The organism is Prevotella sp. OH937_COT-195, assembly GCF_003932845.1.
Taxonomy (GTDB): Bacteria; Bacteroidota; Bacteroidia; order Bacteroidales; family Bacteroidaceae; genus Prevotella.
This window is the reverse complement of sequence record NZ_RQZH01000008.1, coordinates 1-22849: the sequence shown is the minus strand read 5'-3', so window position 1 is coordinate 22849 and position 22849 is coordinate 1. Positions and strand designations below refer to the sequence as shown.

Here is a 22849-nt window from a genome sequence, read left to right as displayed (position 1 = left end):
TTTTGTAAAAAATGAAAGAGTTCTTCAGATATACGGTGGCAACGATTGCCGGTCTTCTCATTTACACAGTCATAATCGCAGCCATCGGAATGATGAGCATCGTAGGAATGATAGCCTCCGGAGAATCTTCGGGGCCGATTGATAAAAACTCGGTACTTGTGTTACCGTTGACAGGGACATTGGAGGAACGTGCAGGAAGCAATATGCTGTTAAAAATAATAGGTCAGGCAGGAGAGGAGGTTGGGTTGGACGAGATCCTTGACGGAATAAGGAAAGCTAAGGACAACGAAAACATAAAGGGAATATATATTGAGGCCGGAGCATTCGGAGCCGACTCGTATGCTTCGTTGCAGGCTATCCGCAAGTCGCTTCTCGATTTCAAAAAAAGCGGAAAATGGATAGTGGCATACGGCGACTCATACACACAGGCAACATACTACATCGCATCGGTGGCAGACAAAGTACTGCTTAACCCCCATGGAATAATAGACTGGCACGGAATGGCTGCACAGCATTATTACCTAAAAGATCTTATGGCCAAGTTCGGAGTGAAAATGCAACTGGCCAAAGTGGGTTCCTACAAGAGTGCTCCGGAGATGTTTACCGCCGACAAGATGAGTGACCCCAACCGCGAACAGGTTACGGCATACATAACCGGGATATGGCAAAACATACTTAATGACGTATCGGCAAGCAGAAAGATAAGCATTGAACAACTTAATCAATATGCCGACAGTCTCATAACGTTTGATAACCCGCAGAATTACCTGAAATACAGGCTGGTTGACAAACTTGTATATACCGATGAAGTGAAAGACGTGGTAAAGGAAATGATGAAAATCAATGTCGACGACAAATTCAACAAGATCACTATAAACGACATGGCAAGCGTCAAGGGCAAACGTGACAAGGGAGAGGAGATAGCCGTTTACTATGCTTATGGCGACGTTGTCGATGGTGCGGTATCCATGAGTCAGGCACACAGCATTGATGCACAAAAAGTTTGCAAAGACCTTGAGAAACTAATGGAAAATGATGATGTAAAAGCTGTGGTACTGCGTATAAATACCGGTGGTGGTTCGGCATACGCCTCGGAGCAGATATGGCACTCGATGAAACGCCTAAAAGCCAAGAAACCCGTGGTGGTATCAATGGGCGGAATGACTGCATCGGGTGGCTACTATATCAGTTGCATAGCAAATTACATATATGCAGAACCGACAACACTGACCGGTTCAATAGGCATATTCGGCATGTTCCCCGATGCAAGTCAGTTGCTGACAGAGAAACTCGGAGTGAAGTTTGACGAGGTTAAGACAAACAAATTTAGCACGTTCGGCACGATGGCACGCCCGATAAACAACGAAGAGATGGCAATTCTCAATCGCTATATCGACAGAGGGTACAACCTTTTCCGCTCGCGTGTGGCAGAAGGTCGGAAAATGTCGATTGACGAAGTGGAGAAGATTGCGCAGGGACATGTTTGGCTCGGACAAGATGCATTGAAGATAAAACTTGTGGACGGTCTCGGCGGATTGGACGATGCGCTGGCAAAGGCGGCACAACTCGCAGGATTGAAAGAATATCACGCAGTGACATATCCCGATACGGAAGGATGGGAAGAATTGTTGCTGGAAGATTTGAACCAAGAGAACTATATTCAAGAACAATTGCGCCTGACACTTGGAGAATACTACGAGCCGTTCATGTTGTTGAAGACTATGGATAAGCAAAATGCGATTCAGGCGAGAATGGAGTTCTATCTCAAGGTGGAATAAATGGAAAGCGACTTTATCAAGATAAACGAATGGCTGTTGCCGTTTAGTTGGCTGTACGGCATCGGCATAAGGATAAGAAACAAACTTTTCGACATAGGAATGTTGAAAAGCAGGGAATTTGATATTCCCGTGATTTCGGTAGGCAACATAACGGTGGGAGGCTCCGGCAAGACACCGCATGTTGAGTATCTTGTAAGGTTGCTGAAAGACAATGCCCAAGTGGCGGTTTTGAGCCGGGGATACAAAAGAAAGAGCCGGGGATTTATACTTGCGACAAAAGATTCACGAGTAAGCGAAATCGGGGACGAGCCGTATCAGATAAAGAGCAAATACGATTTTGTACATGTGGCGGTTGGCAATGACAGATGTCACGGCATAGACCGGATTACAAGTGACAAGTCAACGGAAGACACAGATGTCGTAATTCTCGATGATGCTTTCCAACACAGGTATGTAAAACCCGGCATCAACATCTTGCTTGTGGATTATCACAGACTGATAATATACGACAAACTGCTGCCCGCAGGAAGGTTGAGAGAACCGAAAGAGGGCAAGGACAGAGCCGACATCGTTATAATTACGAAATGTCCGGCGGACATGAAACCGATGGATTTCCGGGTGCTCATCAAGGCAATGAGTCTGCGACCGTACCAGAAACTGTATTTTACCACACTGGAATACGGTAACTTGAAACCGCTGTATTGCGGCAACGAAATGAAACTCGGGGAAATAACAAACAAACATAACATACTGTTACTTACGGGTATAGCTTCGCCAAAACAAATGATTATTGACCTGAAGCCATACACGGAGAACATCTTTCCGCTGACTTTCAGCGACCATCATCGGTTCACAAAAAAAGATATACGCAGACTGAACGAGAAGTTCGCCGCCATGCCGGAACCGAAAATTATAATTACCACGGAGAAAGACGCAACGCGTCTCTTAGGCATGGACGGACTGAGTGACAATGTTAGGCACAACATATTTTCACTGCCGGTGGAAGTGAAATTCATGTTAGACCAACAATATATGTTCAACAAAAAAATTATTGATTATGTACGAAAAAATTCAAGAAACAGCTTCTTGGTTAAAACAAAGGATGACAACAAGTCCGCAAACGGCAATAGTACTGGGAACGGGACTCGGACAATTAGCTTCAGAAATAACTGATACTTACGAATTTCCATATAATGAAATCCCCAATATGCCGGTATCGACGGTAGAGGGACACAGCGGAAAACTCATATTCGGAAAACTTGGAGGCAAGGACATCATGGCAATGCAGGGACGCTTCCATTTCTATGAAGGTTACTCTATGAAAGAAGTGACGTTTCCGGTGCGCGTTATGTATGAATTGGGCATAAAAACTTTGTTCGTGAGCAATGCTGCAGGTGGAATGAATCCGGAATTCAAAATCGGTGACTTGATGATTATCGACGACCATATAAATTTCTTCCCGGAACACCCGTTGAACGGAAAGAATTTCCCTACCGGACCACGTTTCCCCGACATGCACGAAACATACGATCATGAATTGATTGCACTCGCCGACAAGATTGCCGAAGAAAAGAATATAAGGGTTGTACACGGTGTATATACTGGTGTGCAGGGACCGACATTCGAGACACCGGCAGAATACCGCATGTATCATTTGCTCGGCGGTGACGCTGTGGGCATGAGTACCGTACCGGAGGTAATTGTGGCACATCACTGCGGTATAAAGACATTCGGAATAAGTATCATAACAGATCTTGGCGGCTTTGACAATCCTGTTGAGGTGTCGCACGAGGAGGTGCAGGTGGCAGCAAATGCGGCACAGCCGATAATGACCGAGATTATGAGGGAAATGATAAAAAGATCATAGTAACCTTTCTTCGTAAAAAACAACAATTCAGTAAATTGGAAATATCAAAGATTGGAGAGTTCGGACTTATCGGCCGACTCACAAATGACATAAAACCGCAACAGTCGTCCACGCTGAAAGGTGTGGGCGACGATTGTGCTGTACTGTCTTATCCCGAAACAAAGGTGTTGACCACAACCGACATGCTCATGGAGGGAGTACACTTTGACCTTACATATACAGACCTCGGAAATCTCGGATACAAGGCAGCCATGGTTAACATCAGCGATATTTTTGCCATGAACGGCACACCGAGACAACTTCTCGTAAACCTCGCATTGAGCAAACGTTTCAATGTTGAAGACATAGAAACGCTTTACGATGGAATACGTGAGGCATGCCGGAAATGGAACGTTGACATTGTGGGAGGAGACACCACGTCTTCACTTACGGGACTTGCCATAAGTATTACATGTATCGGAGATGCCGAAGAAGAGGAAATTGTATATAGAAATGGAGCACGCGATACAGATCTCGTGTGCGTGAGCGGCGACCTCGGTGCTGCATATATGGGACTGCAACTGCTCGAAAGAGAAAAAAGCGTATATTATCAACAGATTGACGAACTTAACAAAAGAATAAAAGAAGCGAAGAAAGACGGCACATACAACGCAAAACTTGCCGCTTTCAGACAAGAGGCGGCAAGTCTGAAAGATTTCCAACCGGATTTCGCAGGAAGAGAATATCTGCTGCAAAGACAACTGAAAGCAGAGGCAAGAGGGGATATAATAGCCAAATTAAAGGAGGCGGGGATACGTCCTACGGCAATGATGGACATCAGCGACGGACTTTCTTCAGAATTGCACCATATATGCAGGCAGTCGGGAACAGGTTGCAGAATATTCGAGAAAAACCTGCCCATTGACTACCAAACAGCGGTAATGGCAGAGGAAATGAACCTGAACGTGACAACGTGCGCTTTAAATGGAGGAGAAGACTACGAACTTGTCTTTACCGTACCCATAGGAGACCATGAAAAGATAAAGAACATCGATGACGTGCATCTTATTGGTCATATCACAAAACCGGAACTGGGACTGATGCTCGTGAGCCGAGACAATCAAGATTTTGAGTTGAAAGCGCAAGGCTGGAATCATTTGAATTCCGAATGACAAATCACTGCTTGGGCGATTACATAAACATGTAATACATTTTCGTATTGTTAAACAGAGAACGAAAAAAGCAGTTAAATATTTGGTTATGTGTACTTCTTGCACTAACTTTGCAGACTAAATAAGAAACCTTATTACATTAATAAAAAACACATGAAAAGAGACAATCAGATTTTTGAGTTGATTGAGAAAGAGCACCAACGCCAACTGAAAGGTATGGAGTTGATTGCTTCTGAGAATTTTGTTAGTGACGAGGTAATGGAAGCCATGGGCTCATACCTCACAAACAAGTATGCCGAAGGCTATCCCGGCAAGCGTTATTACGGTGGATGTCAGGTGGTTGACCAAGTGGAGAACATCGCTATCGAGCGCGTGAAAGAACTCTTCGGTGCAGAATATGCAAACGTACAGCCACACTCTGGAGCACAAGCTAATGCCGCCGTTCTACTCGCAATATTGAAGCCGGGCGACACATTCATGGGAATGAACCTCGATCACGGAGGGCACCTTTCACACGGGTCGCACGTTAACACAAGCGGTATTCTCTATAACCCCGTAGGTTATAACCTCAACAAAGAGACCGGCCGTGTTGACTATAATGAGATGGAAGCACTTGCATTAGAACACAAACCGAAACTTATTATCGGTGGCGGGTCGGCATATAGTCGTGAATGGGACTACAAGCGCATGCGTGAAATTGCCGACAAAGTGGGCGCATTGCTCATGGTGGATATGGCGCACCCCGCAGGTCTCATAGCAGCCGGATTGCTTGACAATCCCGTAAAATATGCTCACATCGTGACATCAACGACGCACAAGACACTGCGCGGTCCTCGTGGCGGTATCATATTGATGGGTAAAGACTTCGAGAACCCTTGGGGGCTGAAGACGCCGAAGGGGGCTGTGAAGATGATGAGCCAACTGCTCAACAGCGCAGTTTTCCCGGGACAGCAAGGCGGTCCGCTGGAACATGTCATCGCAGCAAAGGCGGTTGCTTTCGGCGAAGCATTGCAGCCTGAATTCAAGGAATGGGCAAAGCAGGTGAAAAAGAATGCAAGTGTTCTTGCAGACGAACTCGTAAAACGTGGCTTCAACATTGTAAGCGGTGGTACGGACAACCACTCAATGCTTGTTGACCTGCGTTCAAAATATCCAGATCTTACCGGTAAGGTCGCAGAAAATGCGCTCGTTGCAGCCGACATTACCGTAAACAAGAACATGGTACCGTTCGATACACGTTCTGCATTCCAGACTTCAGGTCTGCGTCTCGGTACTCCGGCCATCACTACACGCGGTGCAAAGGAAGACTTGATGGTACTTATCGCAGAACTCATCGAGACTGTTCTTAACGATCCGGAGAACGAAGAGGTTATCGCCGGTGTTCGTGCCCGTGTAAATGAGACGATGAAAGATTATCCTTTGTTTGCTTATTAAAAGTATTAAAATGGTAATATCCGATAAAATCAAGACCATTTTCGGATAATTGCCGGTTGGATATGAAAGGCGAAATCCATATTTGCTTCGATTTATGAAGTGGGTATGGATTTCACCTAATATGTTTGTTTTGTTCAGTATGTTATGCGTTGTATTCCTGCCAACTCTTTATTTTTATTTTTTCAAGCGGCATGGCGCAGAAAGCCTCAATGAATGCCTTTGCGAGACGAACGTTTGTCATTAGCGGAATGTTGTGGTCGATGGCACCGCGGCGTATGCGGTAGCCATTGGTTAATTCGCGGTTGGAATGGTTTTTCGGCTCGTTTATGATGAGGTCGAATGTGTGTTCGGCAATCATGTCCATTACGTTGTTCTCTCCTCCCTCGTCAGGCCATGCCACTGCTGTTGTTTCAACATCGTTTTCCTTAAAGAAATTCGCAGTACCCGGTGTGGCGTAAATTCTATAACCGTTCTTTACCAATTGACGTGCCGGTTCGAGGAGCGAGACCTTTCCTTTTGCTCCTCCTGATGATATAAGGATGGAGCCTCCGTTGCGCTTCGGCAGTCTGTATCCTGTTGCTATGAGTGCATTGAGCAGTGCTTCGTGCAAGTCATCGCCTATGCAACCCACTTCGCCGGTAGATGACATGTCAACACCCAACACGGGGTCGGCATTTTGTAGTCTGGCAAACGAGAATTGAGAGGCTTTCACGCCAATCCTATCAATGTCGAACTCGTTCTTTCCGGGTTTCTCGTAAGGAGCATCAAGCATAATCTTCGTGGCGGTATCAATGAAGTTACACTTCAAAATCTTTGATACGAATGGGAACGAACGCGATGCTCGCAGGTTGCACTCTATTACTTTCAACTCACGATTCTTTGCGAGGAATTGTATGTTGAATGGACCCGATATGTTGAGCTCCTCTGCAATTTTACGAGAAATTTTCTTTATTTGGCGTATGGTTGAGAAGTATATGTGTTGTGCGGGAAATACCATTGTGGCATCTCCGGAGTGTACTCCTGCATATTCCACATGTTCTGATATGGCATATTCCACGATATTGCCTTTGTCGGCAACGGCATCAAATTCAATCTCTTTCGTCTCCTGCATGAACTGACTTACAACGACAGGAAACTCTTTTGATACTTCGGTGGCCATTTTCAAGAAGCGTTCCAATTCTTCGTTATCATAGCAGACATTCATGGCTGCACCGGATAGTACATACGACGGGCGCACCAATACCGGAAAACCCACTTCGGAGACAAACTCCTTGATATCATCGGTTGATGTAAGTGCACGCCATGCAGGCTGGTCAATACCCAGTTTGTCGAGCATTGCCGAGAATTTGTCACGGTTCTCTGCCCGGTCTATATCCACCGGACTTGTTCCGAGTACGGGTATGCTCTGGCGATGCAGTTTCATGGCGAGATTGTTTGGAATCTGTCCTCCCACGCTTACGATTACTCCTCGCGGCTCTTCGAGGTCTATCACGTCAAGTACGCGCTCCATCGAAAGTTCATCGAAATAGAGACGGTCACAAATGTCATAGTCTGTTGATACTGTTTCGGGATTGTAGTTTATCATTATCGACTTGTATCCCAACTTGCGTGCAGTATTTATCGCATTTACCGAACACCAATCGAATTCCACGCTCGATCCGATGCGGTATGCTCCCGACCCGAGAACTACCACCGATTTCTCGTTCTTGTAATAAGGTATGTCGTTTTGTACCTTTATTCCGGTTTCTTCTACCGTATTGCGCCATTCCTCGGTACTCATCTTGTCAGAGTTTGTCGGTTCTACGAGTGGCAGATATGTGAAATAGAGATAATTGGTTAGTTCCGGATGTTCGCTTGCCACAGTGTTTATTCGTTTTACCGATGGCAATATACCTCGTTCCTTTCGATGGTTTCTTACAGAGAGATTTTCTTTCTCCATGTTTCCGCTCTTAGGCTTCTGTACGAATCGTGCTATTTGGAAATCGGAAAAGCCGGTCTGCTTGGCTTTCATCAACAATTTGTCGGGTACGTTTCCCAATGTGTCGTATTCTTGTAGTTCGTGCTTTATGTCAACGATGTTTTTTAGTCTTGATATGAACCACACGTCGATTTTCGTGAGTTGCTCTATCTGTTCGACGGTATATCCTTCTTCCAATGCTTGTGCGATGGCAAAGATGCGCAGATCGGTAGGGTTCTGTAATTCTTCGTTGAGATTCTCGAAGCGTGTGTGATCGTTTCCGACGAAACCATGCATACCTTGTCCTATCATTCGCAGACCTTTCTGTATCATTTCCTCGAACGATCGACCTATGCTCATTATTTCGCCTACCGATTTCATGCTTGAACCAATAATTCGGCTTACACCGGCAAATTTTGTCATATCCCATCTTGGTATCTTGCAAATCATATAGTCAAGTTTCGGAGCCATGTATGCAGAGTTGGGTGTTCCCATCTCTCCTATACGGTCGAGAGTATATCCCAAAGCAATTTTTGCAGCCACGAATGCCAATGGATAACCGGTGGCTTTGGAAGCGAGTGCCGATGAGCGAGACAATCGTGCGTTGATTTCGATTATGCGGTAGTCGTTTGTCTCGGCATTGAATGCAAACTGAATGTTACACTCTCCGATTATGTTAAGGTGCCGCACGCAACGTCTTGATATGTCTTGCAACATCTCAACCTGCTCCTTTGTTAGTGAGCAGATGGGGGCAACGACTATTGATTCGCCTGTGTGTATGCCCAACGGGTCGAAGTTTTCCATTGATGCCACGGTAAAACAATGATCGTTTGCGTCGCGTATGCATTCGAACTCAATTTCTTTCCAACCTTTCAAACTCTCTTCCACGAGTATTTGCGGTGCGAATGTGAATGCACTCTCGGCAAGATTCTTGAATGCTTTTTCATCGGTACAGATTCCCGAACCGAGACCGCCAAGTGCGTATGCAGATCGAATCATTATCGGGAAACCTATTTCACGTGCAGCTTTCAGTGCATCGTCTATGTTCTCTACAGCATGACTTACAGGAGTTTTCATTCCTATCTCGTCAAGTTTCTTCACGAACAAGTCACGATCCTCGGTATTCATTATGGCTTCGACACTTGTTCCGAGAACTTCCACTCCGTGCTCTTTTAGTGTCCCGTTTAGGTAAAGTTCTGTTCCGCAGTTCAGTGCTGTCTGACCTCCGAAAGCGAGTAATATGCCGTCAGGTCTTTCTTTTTTTATTATCTCTTTGACAAAATGAGTATTTACCGGCTGGAAATAAACTTTATCTGCAATTCCCTCACTGGTTTGTATTGTTGCAATGTTAGGATTTACGAGTACAGAGTTAACGCCTTCTTCCCTCAAAGCTTTCAATGCTTGTGAGCCTGAATAGTCGAATTCGCCTGCCTGTCCGATTTTCAGTGCGCCCGAGCCAAGCACGAGTACCTTTTTTAGTTCTTTCTTCATTTTGTGATATTAATTATAATACGTTTTCAGATTTCTATAATTATATATTATAAATGGCATGTCTGAAAAAACAGACATGCCATTTATAAATGTTATTTAAGTTTTATCGAACTGTCGTTCTTGTTTGCATAATGACTGTTGCCATATTGACCATAACTTCCATATCGTCCGTATTTACCATAATTGCCGTATCCATAATAATAACCGTATTTCTTTTTGGACATATCAATGCCGTTTAATACTAATGCCATGTTAGGAAGTTTCTTCTCTTTTGCGAGTCTGTTTATAAGATTGAAACTTGCTTTCGGCGTATAGTCGGCGCGACATACATATATTGTCGCATCGGATACGCGTCCTATCTGTAGAGTATCTGTTACGAGACCGACCGGAGCGGTGTCAATGATAATGAAATCATATTTATCGCGCATAATGTTTACTATCTTGTCAAGAGATTTGCGTGCAAGAATTTCTGTGGGATTTGGCGGGATAGGCCCGGCAAGCAGAAATTCGAGATTATCGTTTATCCCTGATTTTATAATATGCTCATGAATCATTTCCCACGTCGGGTTTTCGTTTAACAACAGTGGTGTGATGCCGTGATAATGGTCTTTCAGTTCAAATAGTTCTGCCAATCGGGGTTTGCGTATGTCAAGCCCCATCAATGCAACTTTTTTCCCAAGAAGAGCGAAACTTACCGCAAGATTGGCGGCATTGAAAGTTTTCCCCTCTCCCGAGGTTGATGATGTGAACATTACAACTTTCTCGTTTTCTTTCAGCATAAATTGTAGGTTTGTTCGCATTGAACGGAAGATTTCTTCCATTTGATTGTTCTGATTTTCGTGTACTACAATTCCTGCCTTTGTCTTAGCCGTTTCGCTTGCCACCGCAACATAGGCAATTATCGGGAGTTTTGTAAGTTTTTCGACATCATCATGACCTTCTATCTTGTATCTGAATATACTGATAAGGTACAAAATCAGTGATGGTAATCCTATGGCAATAATAATTGCTATAAGGAAAATTATTTTGTGATTTGGGCTTATCATTCCTGAGTATGCAGGGTCGTCAATTAGTTTGCCTTTGTCTGCCGTTGCCGCAAGAGATATGGAATTCTCTTCTCTTTTCTGCAACAACATGAGGTAAAGTCCGGATTTTACTTCTTGTTGACGACCGATTTGGGTCAACATTCGTTCTTGTCCGGGGGTTTGTTGTATCTGTCCGGCATATTGTCCGTACTGCGAAGCTATTGAATTACGTTGAATCTCTACCGTGCGGCGTTGTTGGCCGAGAGCCTGCTGTATGCTTGATGAGAGGTCGTTGAGTTCGTCTGTTAGAGGTGTTACCACCGGACTTGATTCGCTTGCGGTCTTCAACATACGGTTACGTTCAATGACTACTTGATTGTAACGACTTATGAGTTGTGTTGATGCACCGTCTGAGAGTCCAACGTTCGAAGGTATTACCTGATATTTGTTTCCCGGATCTCTCATGTATGAACTAAGTTCGTTCAACAATAGTAATTGGGTGTTTGCCGTTGCAAGTTGCTTTTCAAACTCGTTGCTGTTGGCAAATGCGGCACTACTGTTTATTTCAAGTTCCACCATTCTATTGCGTCTCTTGTATGCTTCAAGTTCTCCCTCGGTGCTGTTAAGTTCCGCATTGATTTTCTCTAACCGGCTGTTAATGAACTCTTCGGTGCGATATGCCACTTGATTCTTGTCATCGTTTGCCTGACGGTTGTAACATATTACAAGTTGCTTGAGGAAATCAGAGGCACGGATAGGACTTTCGTCTTTTAGTGTGAGTATTGCTATGGAAGTCTCGTCCATGACCGATGCTTCCAATGATGAAACATATTTAAGTGAAGCTTTTTTCGGAGAATTTATGACAACAGTCATCTCGTTTCCTTCTTTCAAGGATGCGTTTGGATTTGCAGTGAATGATATAGTTCCAACACTTGTCTTTATAGATGCTGGAAGAGATTTTATTGTTTGGTTTATTTCCGTAGTTCCTGCAGTTCCTTGAACTATGAATGCGTTGTTTTCTCGTTTAATTTCGAGAACAATATTTTCTAAAAGATTCTTTAGGCTTGCCGGATCTAAATCAACGTTGAGATAGTTGTTTTTGTACATCATTACATCGTTAATTCGACCGTGTCTTATGTATTTCACATACAATTTAAGATCTTTTACCGCTTGTTCTGAAAGTCGTTGCGAGCGAAGGATCTGTATTTCATTAAGTATTCCTTCGTTGTTATTTACTATTCCGGTGGAAAGAGTATTCCTTATATTATTGCTTGCGGAACTTTTCTCGGGAGCTTTTATTAATAATTGTGCCGTTGTTTGATATATTGGTGTTTTATATCTCAGATATGCCGTAGCGAGTCCGATACATATTATCAGTGACAGCACGAACCATTTCCAATTGAGAATGAATGCTGCGTATATTGACGCAAAACTAAATGACGATTGCTCCTCTTCTTCTATATTTACAACTTCGTAATTCTTTTTTTCTTCCATAAACATAATTATATGTGTATATTTTGTATATATTGGTTTATTCGCTTACAAGATTTTTAATATATTTCCCATATTCGTTTTTGAGCATTGGTTGTGCAAGTTTAATCAACTGCTCTTTGCCAATCCATCCGTTATTGTATGCAATCTCTTCGAGGCATGCAATTTTAAGTCCCTGACGCTTCTCTATAACTTCTATGAAAGTACTTGCTTCAGACAGACTGTCGTGCGTTCCCGTGTCGAGCCATGCAAATCCGCGTTGCAAAGTCTGTACCTTAAGATTTTTCTGTTTTAGATATTCTTGGTTTACTGTTGTGATTTCAAGTTCCCCTCGTGCACTTGGCTTAATGCTCTTTGCAATATTCACTACACTGTTTGGGTAGAAATATAGTCCGACCACGGCATAGTTACTTTTAGGATTTTGTGGTTTTTCTTCAATTGAAAGACAATTTCCGTCTGCATCAAATTCTGCAACGCCGTATCTTTCAGGGTCGTTGACATAATATCCGAAAACCGTTGCTTTACCTTCGTTCTCGGCATCTGCAACACTTTGCTTCAATAACTCGGTAAACCCCGTACCATGAAAAATGTTGTCTCCGAGTACGAGACAAGCACAATCATCACCGATAAATTTTTCGCCAATGATGAATGCTTGTGCCAATCCGTCGGGTGATGGCTGTTCGGCATATTCGAAATTTACACCGATATCTTTCCCGTTACCGAACAAACGGCGGAAACTTGGCAAATCGTGTGGCGTGGAAATAATGAGAATGTCCCTTATGCCTGCCAGCATCAATGCCGAGATAGGGTAGTATATCATCGGTTTGTCAAATATTGGTATTAACTGCTTACTTATACCTTTAGTTATCGGGTAGAGACGTGTACCGCTACCTCCGGCAAGAACTATTCCTTTCATTTGAAAATGTTTTATTCCAAAAAGCCTTTTTGCAAAAATCGTTGCAAAGGTAATAATTAAATCTGATATGACAATCGTAAAACAAGAAATATGATTAAATATTTTGCTTTTTCATAAATTAAGAGTACTTTTGCACGAAAATTTTTAGATGATATGAGTTTTTTAAATAAAATATTCGGACATAGAGATCGTGGCGAGTCAAAGGTTGGCGGCATGGAAGACTACATGACTCTTGTAAGAGTCTATTTTCAGGCATCAATGGCTTCGAGTCTCGGGATAACAAATCTTGCGTGGCTCCCGGATTTAAGAACATTCAAGACAACCCTTAAAGTGCCAACGATTAACAACAAACTTGGTGTTGGTGAAAAAGGGCATTGTCGTAAAATGATGAAAGAAATGTATGGAACGTCAGACGAATTTTTCAAAGAGATAGATGTCAGTTTGAAGAAAAACTGTCGCAAGTTGCAGGATATACAGCCGTACATGATACAATTTCAAGGTTTTTCGCAAGACCTTATGATGCTTATGAGCAATTTGATGAAGTTCAAGTTGCGTCTGCCGTCATTCTTCAAGAAGATAATATATGGAATGACCGAGAAGACCGTTAACGACATTTTTACCAAGAATGATTATGGCGATGCCGGTGTAATGAAAGCCGTGATAGCCGTTCGTCAGTATAACAAACGACTCGGATTCTCGCAGAAATGGATTACAGATTTTGTATATCAAGTTGTAATTCTTGCAAAGAAAGAACCGGTAAAGAAAGACCAAGATTGATACAAGAATAACATTCAGTCAGGTGTCTTAATAGTCGGAATACTAAAAAATACGAAATTTCGTTATAGAAATTTTGTGAATTGATAAAAAAATGCTACTTTTGTCGAAAAATGTAGATGCATGGCTGCAAACGAAAAGACCATAACCTTGTTTACAACTCGCGCAAGGCAGATGATTCTCCAATTTAAACAAATGAAAAAGGAGAATGAAGAATTGTATGCGATGGTTGATGAACGTGACGTAAAGATACGACAATTGGAGGCTATGGTTCAGCAAGGGCAACGTGACTACAACTCGCTGAAAATGGCAAAAATGCTCGAAGTTACAGACGGCGATCTTGAAAGAGCCAAGAAGCGCGTGGCTGGTCTCATAAGAGATGTAAACAAGTGCATTATGTTGCTTAGCGGCAGTCAGGATTGATCTATAAACCGAAGCAAATGGCGGAAGACAACAACAAATTACACATAAGGTTGCACGTTTATGACATGGAACTTCCCGTGACAATAATTCGCGAGGAAGAGGCATTTTATCGTAATGCTGCAAAACTTATTACGGAGACGGTAAACAACTACGCACGGGTTTTCAAAGGGCGTAAAAGCGACAAAGAACTATTATACATGGCTCTCATTGACATAGCCTTGCGTTATGTGAAAGACAAAGATCGTAACGATACTTCTCCATATAATGATATTCTCGCCAAGATAACTTCGGAAATAGAGGAAATCCTCTGATAGTGAATGATAAAGAGAATATTAACATAATATAAAATAAACTTAAATTACATTTATGATTTACGCAATAATAGCCGTGGCTGCACTTATAATAGGTGGTGTCATTGGATATTCTGTTTTCCGTTATGTGGTAACAGGGAAATACAATGATATGTTGTCTGCGGCAGAGAAAGAGGCAAGTGTACTCAAGGAGAAGAAACTGTTGGAGGTAAAGGAAACATTTCTCAACAAGAAGAACGAACTCGAAAAAGAGGTGCGAACTCGCACACAGCGCATACAGCAAAGTGAGAATAAATTGAAGCAGAGAGAAATAGGCCTCAACCAAAAACAAGAGGAATTGGCAAAGCGCAGACAAGAAATTGACCAACAGCAGCAGCGTATCGACAATGAGAAGAAACTGTTGTCGGTAAAACATGAAGAACTGGAGAAAATGCAGTTGCAGGAACGTGAGAAACTTGAAGAATTGTCAGGACTGAGTGCAGAGGAGGCAAAGACAAGGCTTGTTGAAAGTTTGAAAGATGAGGCTCGCACAGATGCCGCTTCGTATATAAACGAGATAATGGACGAGGCGAAACTAAATGCAAATCAGCAGGCCAAGAAGATTGTAATACAGACAATACAACGTACGGCAACCGAGACGGCAATTGAAAATTCGGTCAGCGTGTTCCATATTGACAATGATGAGGTTAAGGGACGCATAATCGGAAGAGAAGGTCGGAATATACGGACACTCGAGGCTGCCTGCGGTGTTGAAATTGTGGTTGACGACACTCCCGAGGCTATAGTCATATCAGCATTCGATCCCATACGTAGAGAGATTTGCCGCCTTGCCCTGCACCAACTCGTAAGCGATGGTCGTATTCATCCGGCACGCATTGAAGAAGTGGTGGCAAAAGTAAAAAAACAGATAGACAACGAAGTAATAGAGACCGGAAAACGCACTGCCATCGACCTTGGCATACATGGTCTCCATCCTGAACTGATAAGAATTGTCGGCAAGATGAAATATCGTTCATCTTACGGTCAGAATCTGTTACAGCATGCACGAGAGACGGCAAACCTGTGTGCGGTGATGGCGAGCGAACTCGGACTGAACCCCAAGAAAGCAAAACGTGCCGGACTACTACACGATATAGGTAAAGTGCCTGATGAGGAAAGCGAATTGCCGCATGCACTCTACGGAGCAAAGATTGCAGAGAAATATAAAGAGAAACCAGACATCTGCAATGCAATCGGGGCACATCATGATGAGATGGAAATGCAGACACTGCTCGCACCAATAGTTCAGGTATGCGATGCCATAAGCGGGGCACGTCCGGGAGCACGCCGAGAGATTGTCGAAGCATACATAAAACGTCTGAACGACCTCGAAGCTATTGCGATGAGTTACCCCGGAGTAACAAAGACATACGCGATACAAGCAGGACGCGAACTGCGAGTAATCGTTGGAGCAGACAAAATGGACGACAAGGACACTGAGACGCTGTCCGGAGAAATAGCAACAAAGATACAGAATGAGATGACTTATCCGGGACAAGTAAAGATTACTGTTATCCGCGAGACACGTTCTGTGGCATACGCAAAATAAAGACATGAAGGCATGGAGAGTGAAGAATTCATTTTCTGTGCCTTTTATCAATATAATTAAACAATACAATATTTATGCGTAATCACAAAATGTACGAAGCCGACGATAAGATGATAACTCTCATCTCCGACAATTATAACATTCTTGAGAGTTTGGGACGCTTCGGAATAAATCTTGGTTTCGGCGACAAGACCGTAAGAGAAGTATGCGAGGATCAGAAAGTGGATACATACACATTCCTTGCAATAGTGAACTTTTCTATCAACGGTTACCGCAACAGTGATGACAACGGGCGACTTTCTGTGCCTACTTTGTTGTTGTATCTCAAAGAATCGCATGTGTATTATCTTGATTTCCAATTGCCTGCAATACGCAAAGAATTGATTGAAGCACTCGATGAAGATGACAATCTCGCACGTCTCATATTGAAACTTTACGATGCTTATGCACGTGAGATAAGGACACACATGAAATATGAGGAACAGAATGTTTTCCCATACGTTGATAAACTGCTGAGAGGGGAATTGGAAGATGATTACGACATAGAGACTTTCTCTAAGCATCACGGACAGACAACGCTTAAGTTACGTGAATTAAAAAACATCATTATAAAATACCTGCCTTCAGATGCTTTGCGCAACAATAAGTTAATGGCAGTGCTAACAGACTTATATAAGAGCGAGCAGTGGCTCGGTCAGCATGCCGAGGTCGAAGACTATATCTTTGTTCCTGCAATACGCCGTCTCGAAAGACTTAAGAAACAGAATGACGTGAGCATTAAAATTTCACGCATGATAAGTCACAATACGGAGAGTGGAGAGGCTCTCAGCGAGCGCGAACGCGAGGTTATCGTGAGTGTTGTTCAGGGAATGTCCAACAAAGAGATTGCTGACCACTTGTGTATTTCAATTAATACAGTGATAACCCATCGGCGAAATATTGTCCGCAAGTTACAGATACACAGTGTGGCAGGGCTTACCATATATGCCATTGTAAACAATCTTGTTGACATAAGTGCTGTTAAGTTGTAGAGTTTCGTATCAATACAATATTACAAATCGACCACCGGCTTAATTCGTCAGTGGTCGTTTTTTTTGTTTCATTATGTTTGCAATGATGCCTATTATATATTGTTTATATCGACATATCCGTGCATCACGGCATATATTGTCAGTGCCGATACACTCTTAACCCCAAGTTTGTCCATTATGTTACGTCTGTGGGTTATTACCGTTGTAAGTCCTATGTTCAGTTTGTCGGCAATCTCCTTGTTTATGAAACCTTGCACTATAAGCGACATCACTTCCAATTCACGGTCTGACAGAATCTTCTTGCACAGACTTTCAGGCAGTGGTGGAAGATTGGCTCCATGCGGGTGTCCTCCTATGTGCATTGTGAGCAACGAACGTATCAACTGTTTTTCCGGTATGTTGATGCAGATACATTTGAATCCGCTCATTTGTGAGTCCTGCGATGTGGTGAGCACTATTGTCTCGCGTACATGTTCGAGAAAGAAGCGTCTGTTTTCTAAAACGATATTCATTGCTGCGAACAAATGTACGAATGGTTTGTTGTTTTCTGCCTCAAATTCTTCGAATGAGTAGAAAGACTCAACTTCAACAATCGGCAGTACGTTCTGAAGAATATGTTTCAGTCCTATTACCGACAACGTGTTAGTGTCTATGATAGCAAGTTTTGGACGTTCCATATATTTTGTCATATTATTTAAGAAAGGTGACTAATGCACCTGCGGCTGATGCAGAGAGCCTGTCACAATTTCCACGTTAGGGTTCCATTGTTCTTATTCCACATACAACACACTGACTGAAAAAACGTAAATTCACTTAATTTATTTTGAACACTTTCTTATTTGTTTATTATAAAGTGAACCCTGTAAATTACTCTCATTAAGAAAAAATTATATTGTGGCTAATGTTTTGTCATATTGAGAGGCTGTCTTCGCTCCAAATAGTTAGTTCGTTAAGTAATGCAGTTTGCAGCATTTCTTTGCTTACTAACTTTGTATTCGAAAACAGCCCCTCAAATCAAAGAAGCCAATTTGTAGCCCTTTACCTATAAATTTAGTATCTCCGTCAATGGTTTTGCCGTGTTTTACATCACACTCCGCAACATACTAACACAATGGTTTGTGCGGTAAAAATTCTGAGAAACATACTAAGCGGGTAAACCGTTGAGTATCCTACTGCAGGAACATCCTTTGAGCATGACGAGTTGGCGTATGCTAATGCAGGAGGGTCTGTATATGTTCCGGCAATCATTCCCATGATGGTGAAATAGTTCAACTTGAATTTAATGCGTGCCAGAGTACCTGTTATAAGTATCGGCAATACCGTGATTATGAATCCTGTAAGCACATATAAAAGACCGTCTCCTTCGGCAACAGTGTTCCAGAAACCGGCACCGGCTTTTATTCCCACGCTTGCGAGGAAAAGTACGAGACCTATTTCGCGCAACATCATGTTTGCCGATGTCGTGGTATATGTAACAAGATGAACTTTGTAGCCATACCTGCCGATAAGTATTGCAATGATGAGCGGACCGCCGGCAATACCAAGTTTCAACGGTACGGGCATTCCGGGTATTGCTATTGGCAGTGAACCGAACAATATACCGATTATTATTCCGATGAATATTGTTGCGATGTTGGGAGTATCGAGTCGGCGGATTGAATTACCCATCATGTTGGCAACACGGTTTACCGCGTCTTCGGGACCTACCACCATTATGCGGTCGCCTACTTGCAGCGGCAGCGTAGAACTGGCAAAGAGATCCATGCCTTGACGGGTTATTCTTGTCACGTTGACACCATATACTCTCGACATGTGCAGGTCAACAAGCGTCTTTCCGTTTATGCTCGCCCTTGTTATTAGTATTCTCTTGCTTACCATCGGCATGTCCTGCTTTTCCCATTCCACATCTACTTCCGGACCAATGAAAGCCGTTACTGCCTCGGCATCGGCCTCAGTGCATACTACGAGCAATTTGTCGTCTATGTGGAATATAGTGTCGCGGTTGGGTATGCTCACATGCCCATCGTGCAATATGCGTGTGCAGATGAAATCGCGGTTTAGAAAGCGATGCACCTGCTTCAATGTCTTGCCTTCAAGATATTTGTTGGATACTTGCAGATTTATCTGGTGCGGTTTCACGTTGGAGTTATCGTTCTCCTTGTTTTCAAGGGCTTCTTCCTCCTTGTCGAGTTTTACCTTACATATATATCTTATCAGTATAGTCGCACCAATTATTCCGACAACGCCGAGAGGATAGGCACAGGCATATCCCGATGCAATCTGCGGCGGCTTTATGCTTGTAAATACACTGCCGAGTGCCTCGTTGGCAGCACCAAGTCCGGGCGTATTTGTTACTGCACCGTAAAGCGTTCCCACCATCATCGGCAGGTTGTTCGGATCCGACGTGTCGAAAAATATGAAGTAGCAGGCAAACATAACTGCCACGTTAAGTATGATTGTAGTGGTTGCGAGTGCATTGAGCCGCAGTCCCGCAGAGCCGAAACCCTCGAAAAAGCCCGGTCCCACCTGCAAACCTATCATAAAAACAAACAGCACGAGTCCGAATTCTTGAATGAACGTAAGGATTTCGGGCGGTGCGGTAAATCCGACATGTCCTGCGAGAATACCTGCAAAGAGGACGAATGTAACACCAAGTGATATGCCGCCAACTTTTATCTTGCCGAGTAGCACGCCGACGGCAATAACGATTGAATACAAAAGCACGATGTGTGCAACCGAATTAGTAGTAGTAAATAGATTTATAAACCAGTCCATAAAAAGGTGTGAAAAGTTTGCATGCAAAGTTAATAATAAAGTTATTCATAATATAATTTTTATGAACTTTATTTTATTGCAATAATCCTTTTACATACTTTCTGCATATATGCCGTAAATATATTTGTTTTCAATTCACGGGAATGTCTTTATTTACGTTTCTGCACCCGGCAAGCGCATAATAAAACATATATGCCATGCCTGCGAGCGGTACTGCATACGAGATCATGTATCCGGCTTTGTCGGCTATAAAGTTTTGACATAACGGCAGGACTCCTCCGCCAACTACCATCATCATGAATATTCCGGAAGCTCGTGCCGTGTATTTTCCGAGTCCTTCGGTTGCAAGGTTGAAAATAGATGCCCACATTACCGATGTGAAAAGACCGCAGAGTACGAGCAGCATCACGCTTACAGGCACGGCAGTCATCTCAAACCCCGAACCTGTGAAAAGTGGCATGGAGGCTGTCTTGTCTTCCGGAATTAGTATGGCGACCGCAATGAGCAACATTCCTGCACCGGTTGCCGCGAGCATCATTGTGCGACTCGACACTTTGTTTGCTATAAAGCCTGCACTGAAACGCCCCGCCAGCATAAGAAGCCAATATGTTCCTGCTACGAAACCACCTACCGTTGCTGCATTGGCGAACATGGTTCCTACACCCTTTGAAGAGTCGGAGATGAAGAAAATGAGTGTTCCGGGTATTCCTACTTCGACACCGACATATACGAATATCGCGATTACGCCGAGCACGCAATGACGGAACGACCACGGTGAATGTTCGAATTTTGTTTCTGCCGTTGTCTTTCCCATTTCAGGGTCTTTTATGGGGATAAAAGATAATATCAGAAATGCTGCTGCAAAGACTCCCATCGCAAGGAACAAAACGAGGTTAACGTTGGTCATCTGAGTAAGGTCTGCCTCTGTGGCAACGCGTTTCACGCCGTCAATCACAATCTCCATCTTGTTCTTTACCATTTCCATCGACACCACATTACCTATCAACGCGCCTACAAGCATGGGGGTAAGTGTACCCGAAAGGGAGTTCAGTGTGCCACCGATGAGATTTAGTTGGTTACCGCGGTTGCCACCTCCGCCGAGCAGATTTAGCATAGGGTTGACAACGGTGTTGAGCAGACAGACGGAGAAACCAGATATGAATGCTCCGAAAAGATACACGTAAAAACCCGTCATTCCATGTGGAAAGCCTGACAGATACTGCACGAGAACTCCCACGAATCCTACGGCAATACCTATCATTGCCGTTTTCTTGTAACCTGCCTTTACGAGCATCTTACCGGCAGGTATGCCCATGAACAAGTATGCGAGGAAGTTCATGAAATTACCCATCATGCCGAGAAGATTGCTGCCGCCTATTTCCGGCTGGTTCTTCCATACTACGCCGATTGGTGCGGCGAGGTTTGTAACGAATGAAATCATTGCATATAGAAACATCATCGTTACTATGGCGATGATGTTTCCGTTTGTTTTCTGTGAATTATACATTTTTGTTATATTTTTCTTTTTTGTTATTTTTCCACTCCGAATCTGTATATCGTCTTCTGCTTATATTGCTGTCCCGGACGCAGAACTACCGACGGGAAATAAGGACGGTTGGGAGAGTCAGGGAAATGTTGAGCTTCAAAGCAGATTGCCGAACGGCGTGGGAATGTCTCGCCCGTTTTACCGTTGCAGCAACATTCGTCGTTATCACTATACATCTGCATGCCCGGCTCGGTGGTGTATACCTCCATCGTACGTCCGCTTTCCGGTTCTTTTATGCGTGTGGCAAATGTCAGTTCGCCCTCTTCTTTCTTGTTCAGTACGAAACAATGGTCATATCCGCCACCGCGACGTATCTGTTCGTTGTCGGCATCTATGTCCTTACCCAAAATTTTGGGCTTTCTGAAATCGAAAGGCGTACCGTTAACTTTCAAGATCTCGCCCGTAGGAATAGAATTTTCGTTGATAGGCAGATAGAAATCGGCATTTATCTCACACTCAAGGTTGTTTATCGATGGTGTCGGGTCGGCAGTTCCTGCGAGTGAGAAATACGCATGATTTGTCAAGTTTATTATGGTCTTTTTGTTTGTTGTTGCCATATATCCTATTACCAGTTCGTTGGTATCGCTGAGGTTATACACCACAGTTGTTTTCACTTCACCCGTAAAGCCCTCTTCAAGATAAGGGGATGTATAGTTTAGCACCAACGTATTGTCGCTCATCTGGAATGCGTCCCACACGCGGCTGTGGAATCCTCCTTCTCCTCCGTGCAGAGTGTTCCCGTCGCAGTTTACCGACAGTTGATATTGTTTTCCGTTCAGTTTAAAACTTCCGCCGTCAATTCGGTTGGCAAATCTACCCACCAATGTCGAGCGGAAAGGCTGCTTGCTGTTTATCAAGTCCTTTATGTTGCCGTATCCTTGCACCACGTTTGCCATGTTGCCGTTCTTGTCCGGCATCATTACCGCCATCAAGGCGCCGCCGTAGTTCGTTACAGCCACCTCGCAGCCCGCACTGTTCTTGAGTATATACAAATCAGTGTTTTTACCGTTTATAGTGGTCTGAAAGTCTGAGCGTTTCAAACCACACAATGATTGTGTCTCGCTTTTCTTCATCACATAAATAATTTGATGGTTAGTAAACTTATTTGCAAAGTAAGCAAAAAAAGTTGAGAATTACAAAAGAAAAAAAAAAAAATACGTTAAAAACAAGTTCAATAAATTACAATAGTTATATAGTCGTCCCTTAAAAAGAGATGCTAAGCGGGAATTGATTCATCAATGACCTCTCTCTTAGCATTTCTCTTATTGTTTTGAACAGGAATAAAAGAGCT

17 protein-coding genes are annotated in these 22849 nt (G+C 43.4%); 10 read left to right on the top strand and 7 right to left on the bottom strand.

Going from position 1 to position 22849, the window contains the following annotated elements:
* Window positions 1-11 precede the first annotated feature (11 nt).
* The 5 genes from sppA (at window position 12) to glyA (ending at window position 6230) form a co-directional block, all read left to right on the top strand.
* The gene (sppA, locus tag EII32_RS04805) at window positions 12-1778 is read left to right on the top strand and encodes a signal peptide peptidase SppA (protein WP_125234310.1); all 1767 of its coding nucleotides are present in this window, start codon (window positions 12-14) and stop codon (window positions 1776-1778) included.
* Window positions 1779-2951, top strand: a complete 1173-nt coding sequence (gene lpxK, locus EII32_RS04800; RefSeq protein ID WP_125234309.1) for a tetraacyldisaccharide 4'-kinase — start codon at window positions 1779-1781, stop codon at window positions 2949-2951. It begins immediately after the preceding gene.
* Window positions 2836-3645: a purine-nucleoside phosphorylase gene (locus EII32_RS04795; RefSeq protein ID WP_125234308.1), complete on the top strand. Its 810-nt coding sequence runs from the start codon at window positions 2836-2838 to the stop codon at window positions 3643-3645. Before lpxK ends, EII32_RS04795 begins: the two co-directional genes overlap by 116 nt.
* Window positions 3646-3680: 35 nt before the next feature.
* Window positions 3681-4796 (top strand): thiamine-phosphate kinase, encoded by a 1116-nt coding sequence (gene thiL / locus EII32_RS04790; protein WP_125234307.1) that lies wholly within the window; start codon window positions 3681-3683, stop codon window positions 4794-4796.
* A gap of 153 nt (window positions 4797-4949) precedes the next feature.
* Window positions 4950-6230, top strand: coding sequence for a serine hydroxymethyltransferase (gene glyA / locus EII32_RS04785; RefSeq protein WP_125234306.1), 1281 nt, complete (start codon window positions 4950-4952; stop codon window positions 6228-6230).
* A 142-nt stretch (window positions 6231-6372) separates the two neighbouring features.
* Here the strand turns inward: glyA and carB are convergent, their stop codons facing one another.
* The 3 genes from carB to rfbA form a co-directional block, all read right to left on the bottom strand.
* A complete protein-coding gene (gene carB / locus EII32_RS04780) occupies window positions 6373-9678 on the bottom strand; it encodes a carbamoyl-phosphate synthase (glutamine-hydrolyzing) large subunit (RefSeq protein ID WP_125234305.1) in 3306 nt (1101 codons plus the stop codon).
* 92 nt (window positions 9679-9770) lie between these two features.
* The gene (locus EII32_RS04775; RefSeq protein ID WP_125234304.1) at window positions 9771-12197 is read right to left on the bottom strand and encodes a GumC family protein; all 2427 of its coding nucleotides are present in this window, start codon (window positions 12195-12197) and stop codon (window positions 9771-9773) included.
* A 37-nt stretch (window positions 12198-12234) separates the two neighbouring features.
* Window positions 12235-13110 (bottom strand): glucose-1-phosphate thymidylyltransferase RfbA, encoded by an 876-nt coding sequence (gene rfbA, locus EII32_RS04770; protein ID WP_125234303.1) that lies wholly within the window; start codon window positions 13108-13110, stop codon window positions 12235-12237.
* 153 nt (window positions 13111-13263) lie between these two features.
* Here rfbA and EII32_RS04765 point away from each other — a divergent pair, with 153 nt between their 5' ends.
* The 5 genes from EII32_RS04765 (at window position 13264) to EII32_RS04745 (ending at window position 17237) form a co-directional block, all read left to right on the top strand.
* On the top strand, window positions 13264-13887 hold the full coding sequence (locus tag EII32_RS04765; protein ID WP_125234302.1) for a hypothetical protein: 624 nt from the start codon (window positions 13264-13266) through the stop codon (window positions 13885-13887).
* Between the two features lie 120 nt (window positions 13888-14007).
* Window positions 14008-14307 carry a hypothetical protein gene (locus EII32_RS04760; RefSeq protein ID WP_125234301.1) on the top strand — a complete coding sequence of 100 codons (300 nt, stop codon included), beginning with the start codon at window positions 14008-14010 and terminating at the stop codon, window positions 14305-14307.
* A 17-nt stretch (window positions 14308-14324) separates the two neighbouring features.
* Window positions 14325-14618, top strand: a complete 294-nt coding sequence (locus EII32_RS04755) for a cell division protein ZapA (RefSeq protein ID WP_125234300.1) — start codon at window positions 14325-14327, stop codon at window positions 14616-14618.
* Between the two features lie 55 nt (window positions 14619-14673).
* Window positions 14674-16206, top strand: coding sequence for a ribonuclease Y (rny, locus tag EII32_RS04750; RefSeq protein ID WP_125234299.1), 1533 nt, complete (start codon window positions 14674-14676; stop codon window positions 16204-16206).
* Between the two features lie 74 nt (window positions 16207-16280).
* Entirely contained in the window at window positions 16281-17237 is a 957-nt protein-coding gene (locus EII32_RS04745) for a LuxR C-terminal-related transcriptional regulator (RefSeq protein WP_125234298.1), read from the top strand.
* A gap of 92 nt (window positions 17238-17329) precedes the next feature.
* Here EII32_RS04745 and EII32_RS04740 read toward each other — a convergent pair whose 3' ends face one another.
* From EII32_RS04740 to EII32_RS04725, 4 genes are all read right to left on the bottom strand, one after another.
* Window positions 17330-17926 (bottom strand): response regulator transcription factor, encoded by a 597-nt coding sequence (locus tag EII32_RS04740; RefSeq protein WP_233582304.1) that lies wholly within the window; start codon window positions 17924-17926, stop codon window positions 17330-17332.
* A 397-nt stretch (window positions 17927-18323) separates the two neighbouring features.
* Complete coding sequence (locus tag EII32_RS04735; protein WP_125234297.1) at window positions 18324-20012, bottom strand: putative transporter; 1689 nt, start codon at window positions 20010-20012, stop codon at window positions 18324-18326.
* Between the two features lie 130 nt (window positions 20013-20142).
* Window positions 20143-21519, bottom strand: coding sequence for an MFS transporter (locus EII32_RS04730; protein ID WP_125234296.1), 1377 nt, complete (start codon window positions 21517-21519; stop codon window positions 20143-20145).
* Between the two features lie 23 nt (window positions 21520-21542).
* Window positions 21543-22631: an aldose epimerase family protein gene (locus EII32_RS04725; RefSeq protein ID WP_125234295.1), complete on the bottom strand. Its 1089-nt coding sequence runs from the start codon at window positions 22629-22631 to the stop codon at window positions 21543-21545.
* Window positions 22632-22849 lie beyond the last annotated feature (218 nt).

Excerpts from the sequence above, each read along its gene's own strand:
- EII32_RS04775 (WP_125234304.1), bottom strand. The coding sequence starts at position 12,197 with ATGGAAGAAAAAAAGAATTACGAAGTTGTAAATATAGAAGAAGAGGAG.
- glyA (WP_125234306.1), top strand. The coding sequence starts at position 4,950 with ATGAAAAGAGACAATCAGATTTTTGAGTTGATTGAGAAAGAGCACCAA.
- EII32_RS04755 (WP_125234300.1), top strand. The coding sequence starts at position 14,325 with ATGGCGGAAGACAACAACAAATTACACATAAGGTTGCACGTTTATGAC.
- rfbA (WP_125234303.1), bottom strand. The coding sequence starts at position 13,110 with ATGAAAGGAATAGTTCTTGCCGGAGGTAGCGGTACACGTCTCTACCCG.
- EII32_RS04725 (WP_125234295.1), bottom strand. The coding sequence starts at position 22,631 with ATGAAGAAAAGCGAGACACAATCATTGTGTGGTTTGAAACGCTCAGAC.
- EII32_RS04760 (WP_125234301.1), top strand. The coding sequence starts at position 14,008 with ATGGCTGCAAACGAAAAGACCATAACCTTGTTTACAACTCGCGCAAGG.
- lpxK (WP_125234309.1), top strand. The coding sequence starts at position 1,779 with ATGGAAAGCGACTTTATCAAGATAAACGAATGGCTGTTGCCGTTTAGT.
- EII32_RS04735 (WP_125234297.1), bottom strand. The coding sequence starts at position 20,012 with ATGGACTGGTTTATAAATCTATTTACTACTACTAATTCGGTTGCACAC.
- sppA (WP_125234310.1), top strand. The coding sequence starts at position 12 with ATGAAAGAGTTCTTCAGATATACGGTGGCAACGATTGCCGGTCTTCTC.
- carB (WP_125234305.1), bottom strand. The coding sequence starts at position 9,678 with ATGAAGAAAGAACTAAAAAAGGTACTCGTGCTTGGCTCGGGCGCACTG.
- EII32_RS04740 (WP_233582304.1), bottom strand. The coding sequence starts at position 17,926 with ATGACAAAATATATGGAACGTCCAAAACTTGCTATCATAGACACTAAC.
- EII32_RS04795 (WP_125234308.1), top strand. The coding sequence starts at position 2,836 with ATGTACGAAAAAATTCAAGAAACAGCTTCTTGGTTAAAACAAAGGATG.
- EII32_RS04730 (WP_125234296.1), bottom strand. The coding sequence starts at position 21,519 with ATGTATAATTCACAGAAAACAAACGGAAACATCATCGCCATAGTAACG.
- EII32_RS04765 (WP_125234302.1), top strand. The coding sequence starts at position 13,264 with ATGAGTTTTTTAAATAAAATATTCGGACATAGAGATCGTGGCGAGTCA.
- EII32_RS04745 (WP_125234298.1), top strand. The coding sequence starts at position 16,281 with ATGCGTAATCACAAAATGTACGAAGCCGACGATAAGATGATAACTCTC.
- rny (WP_125234299.1), top strand. The coding sequence starts at position 14,674 with ATGATTTACGCAATAATAGCCGTGGCTGCACTTATAATAGGTGGTGTC.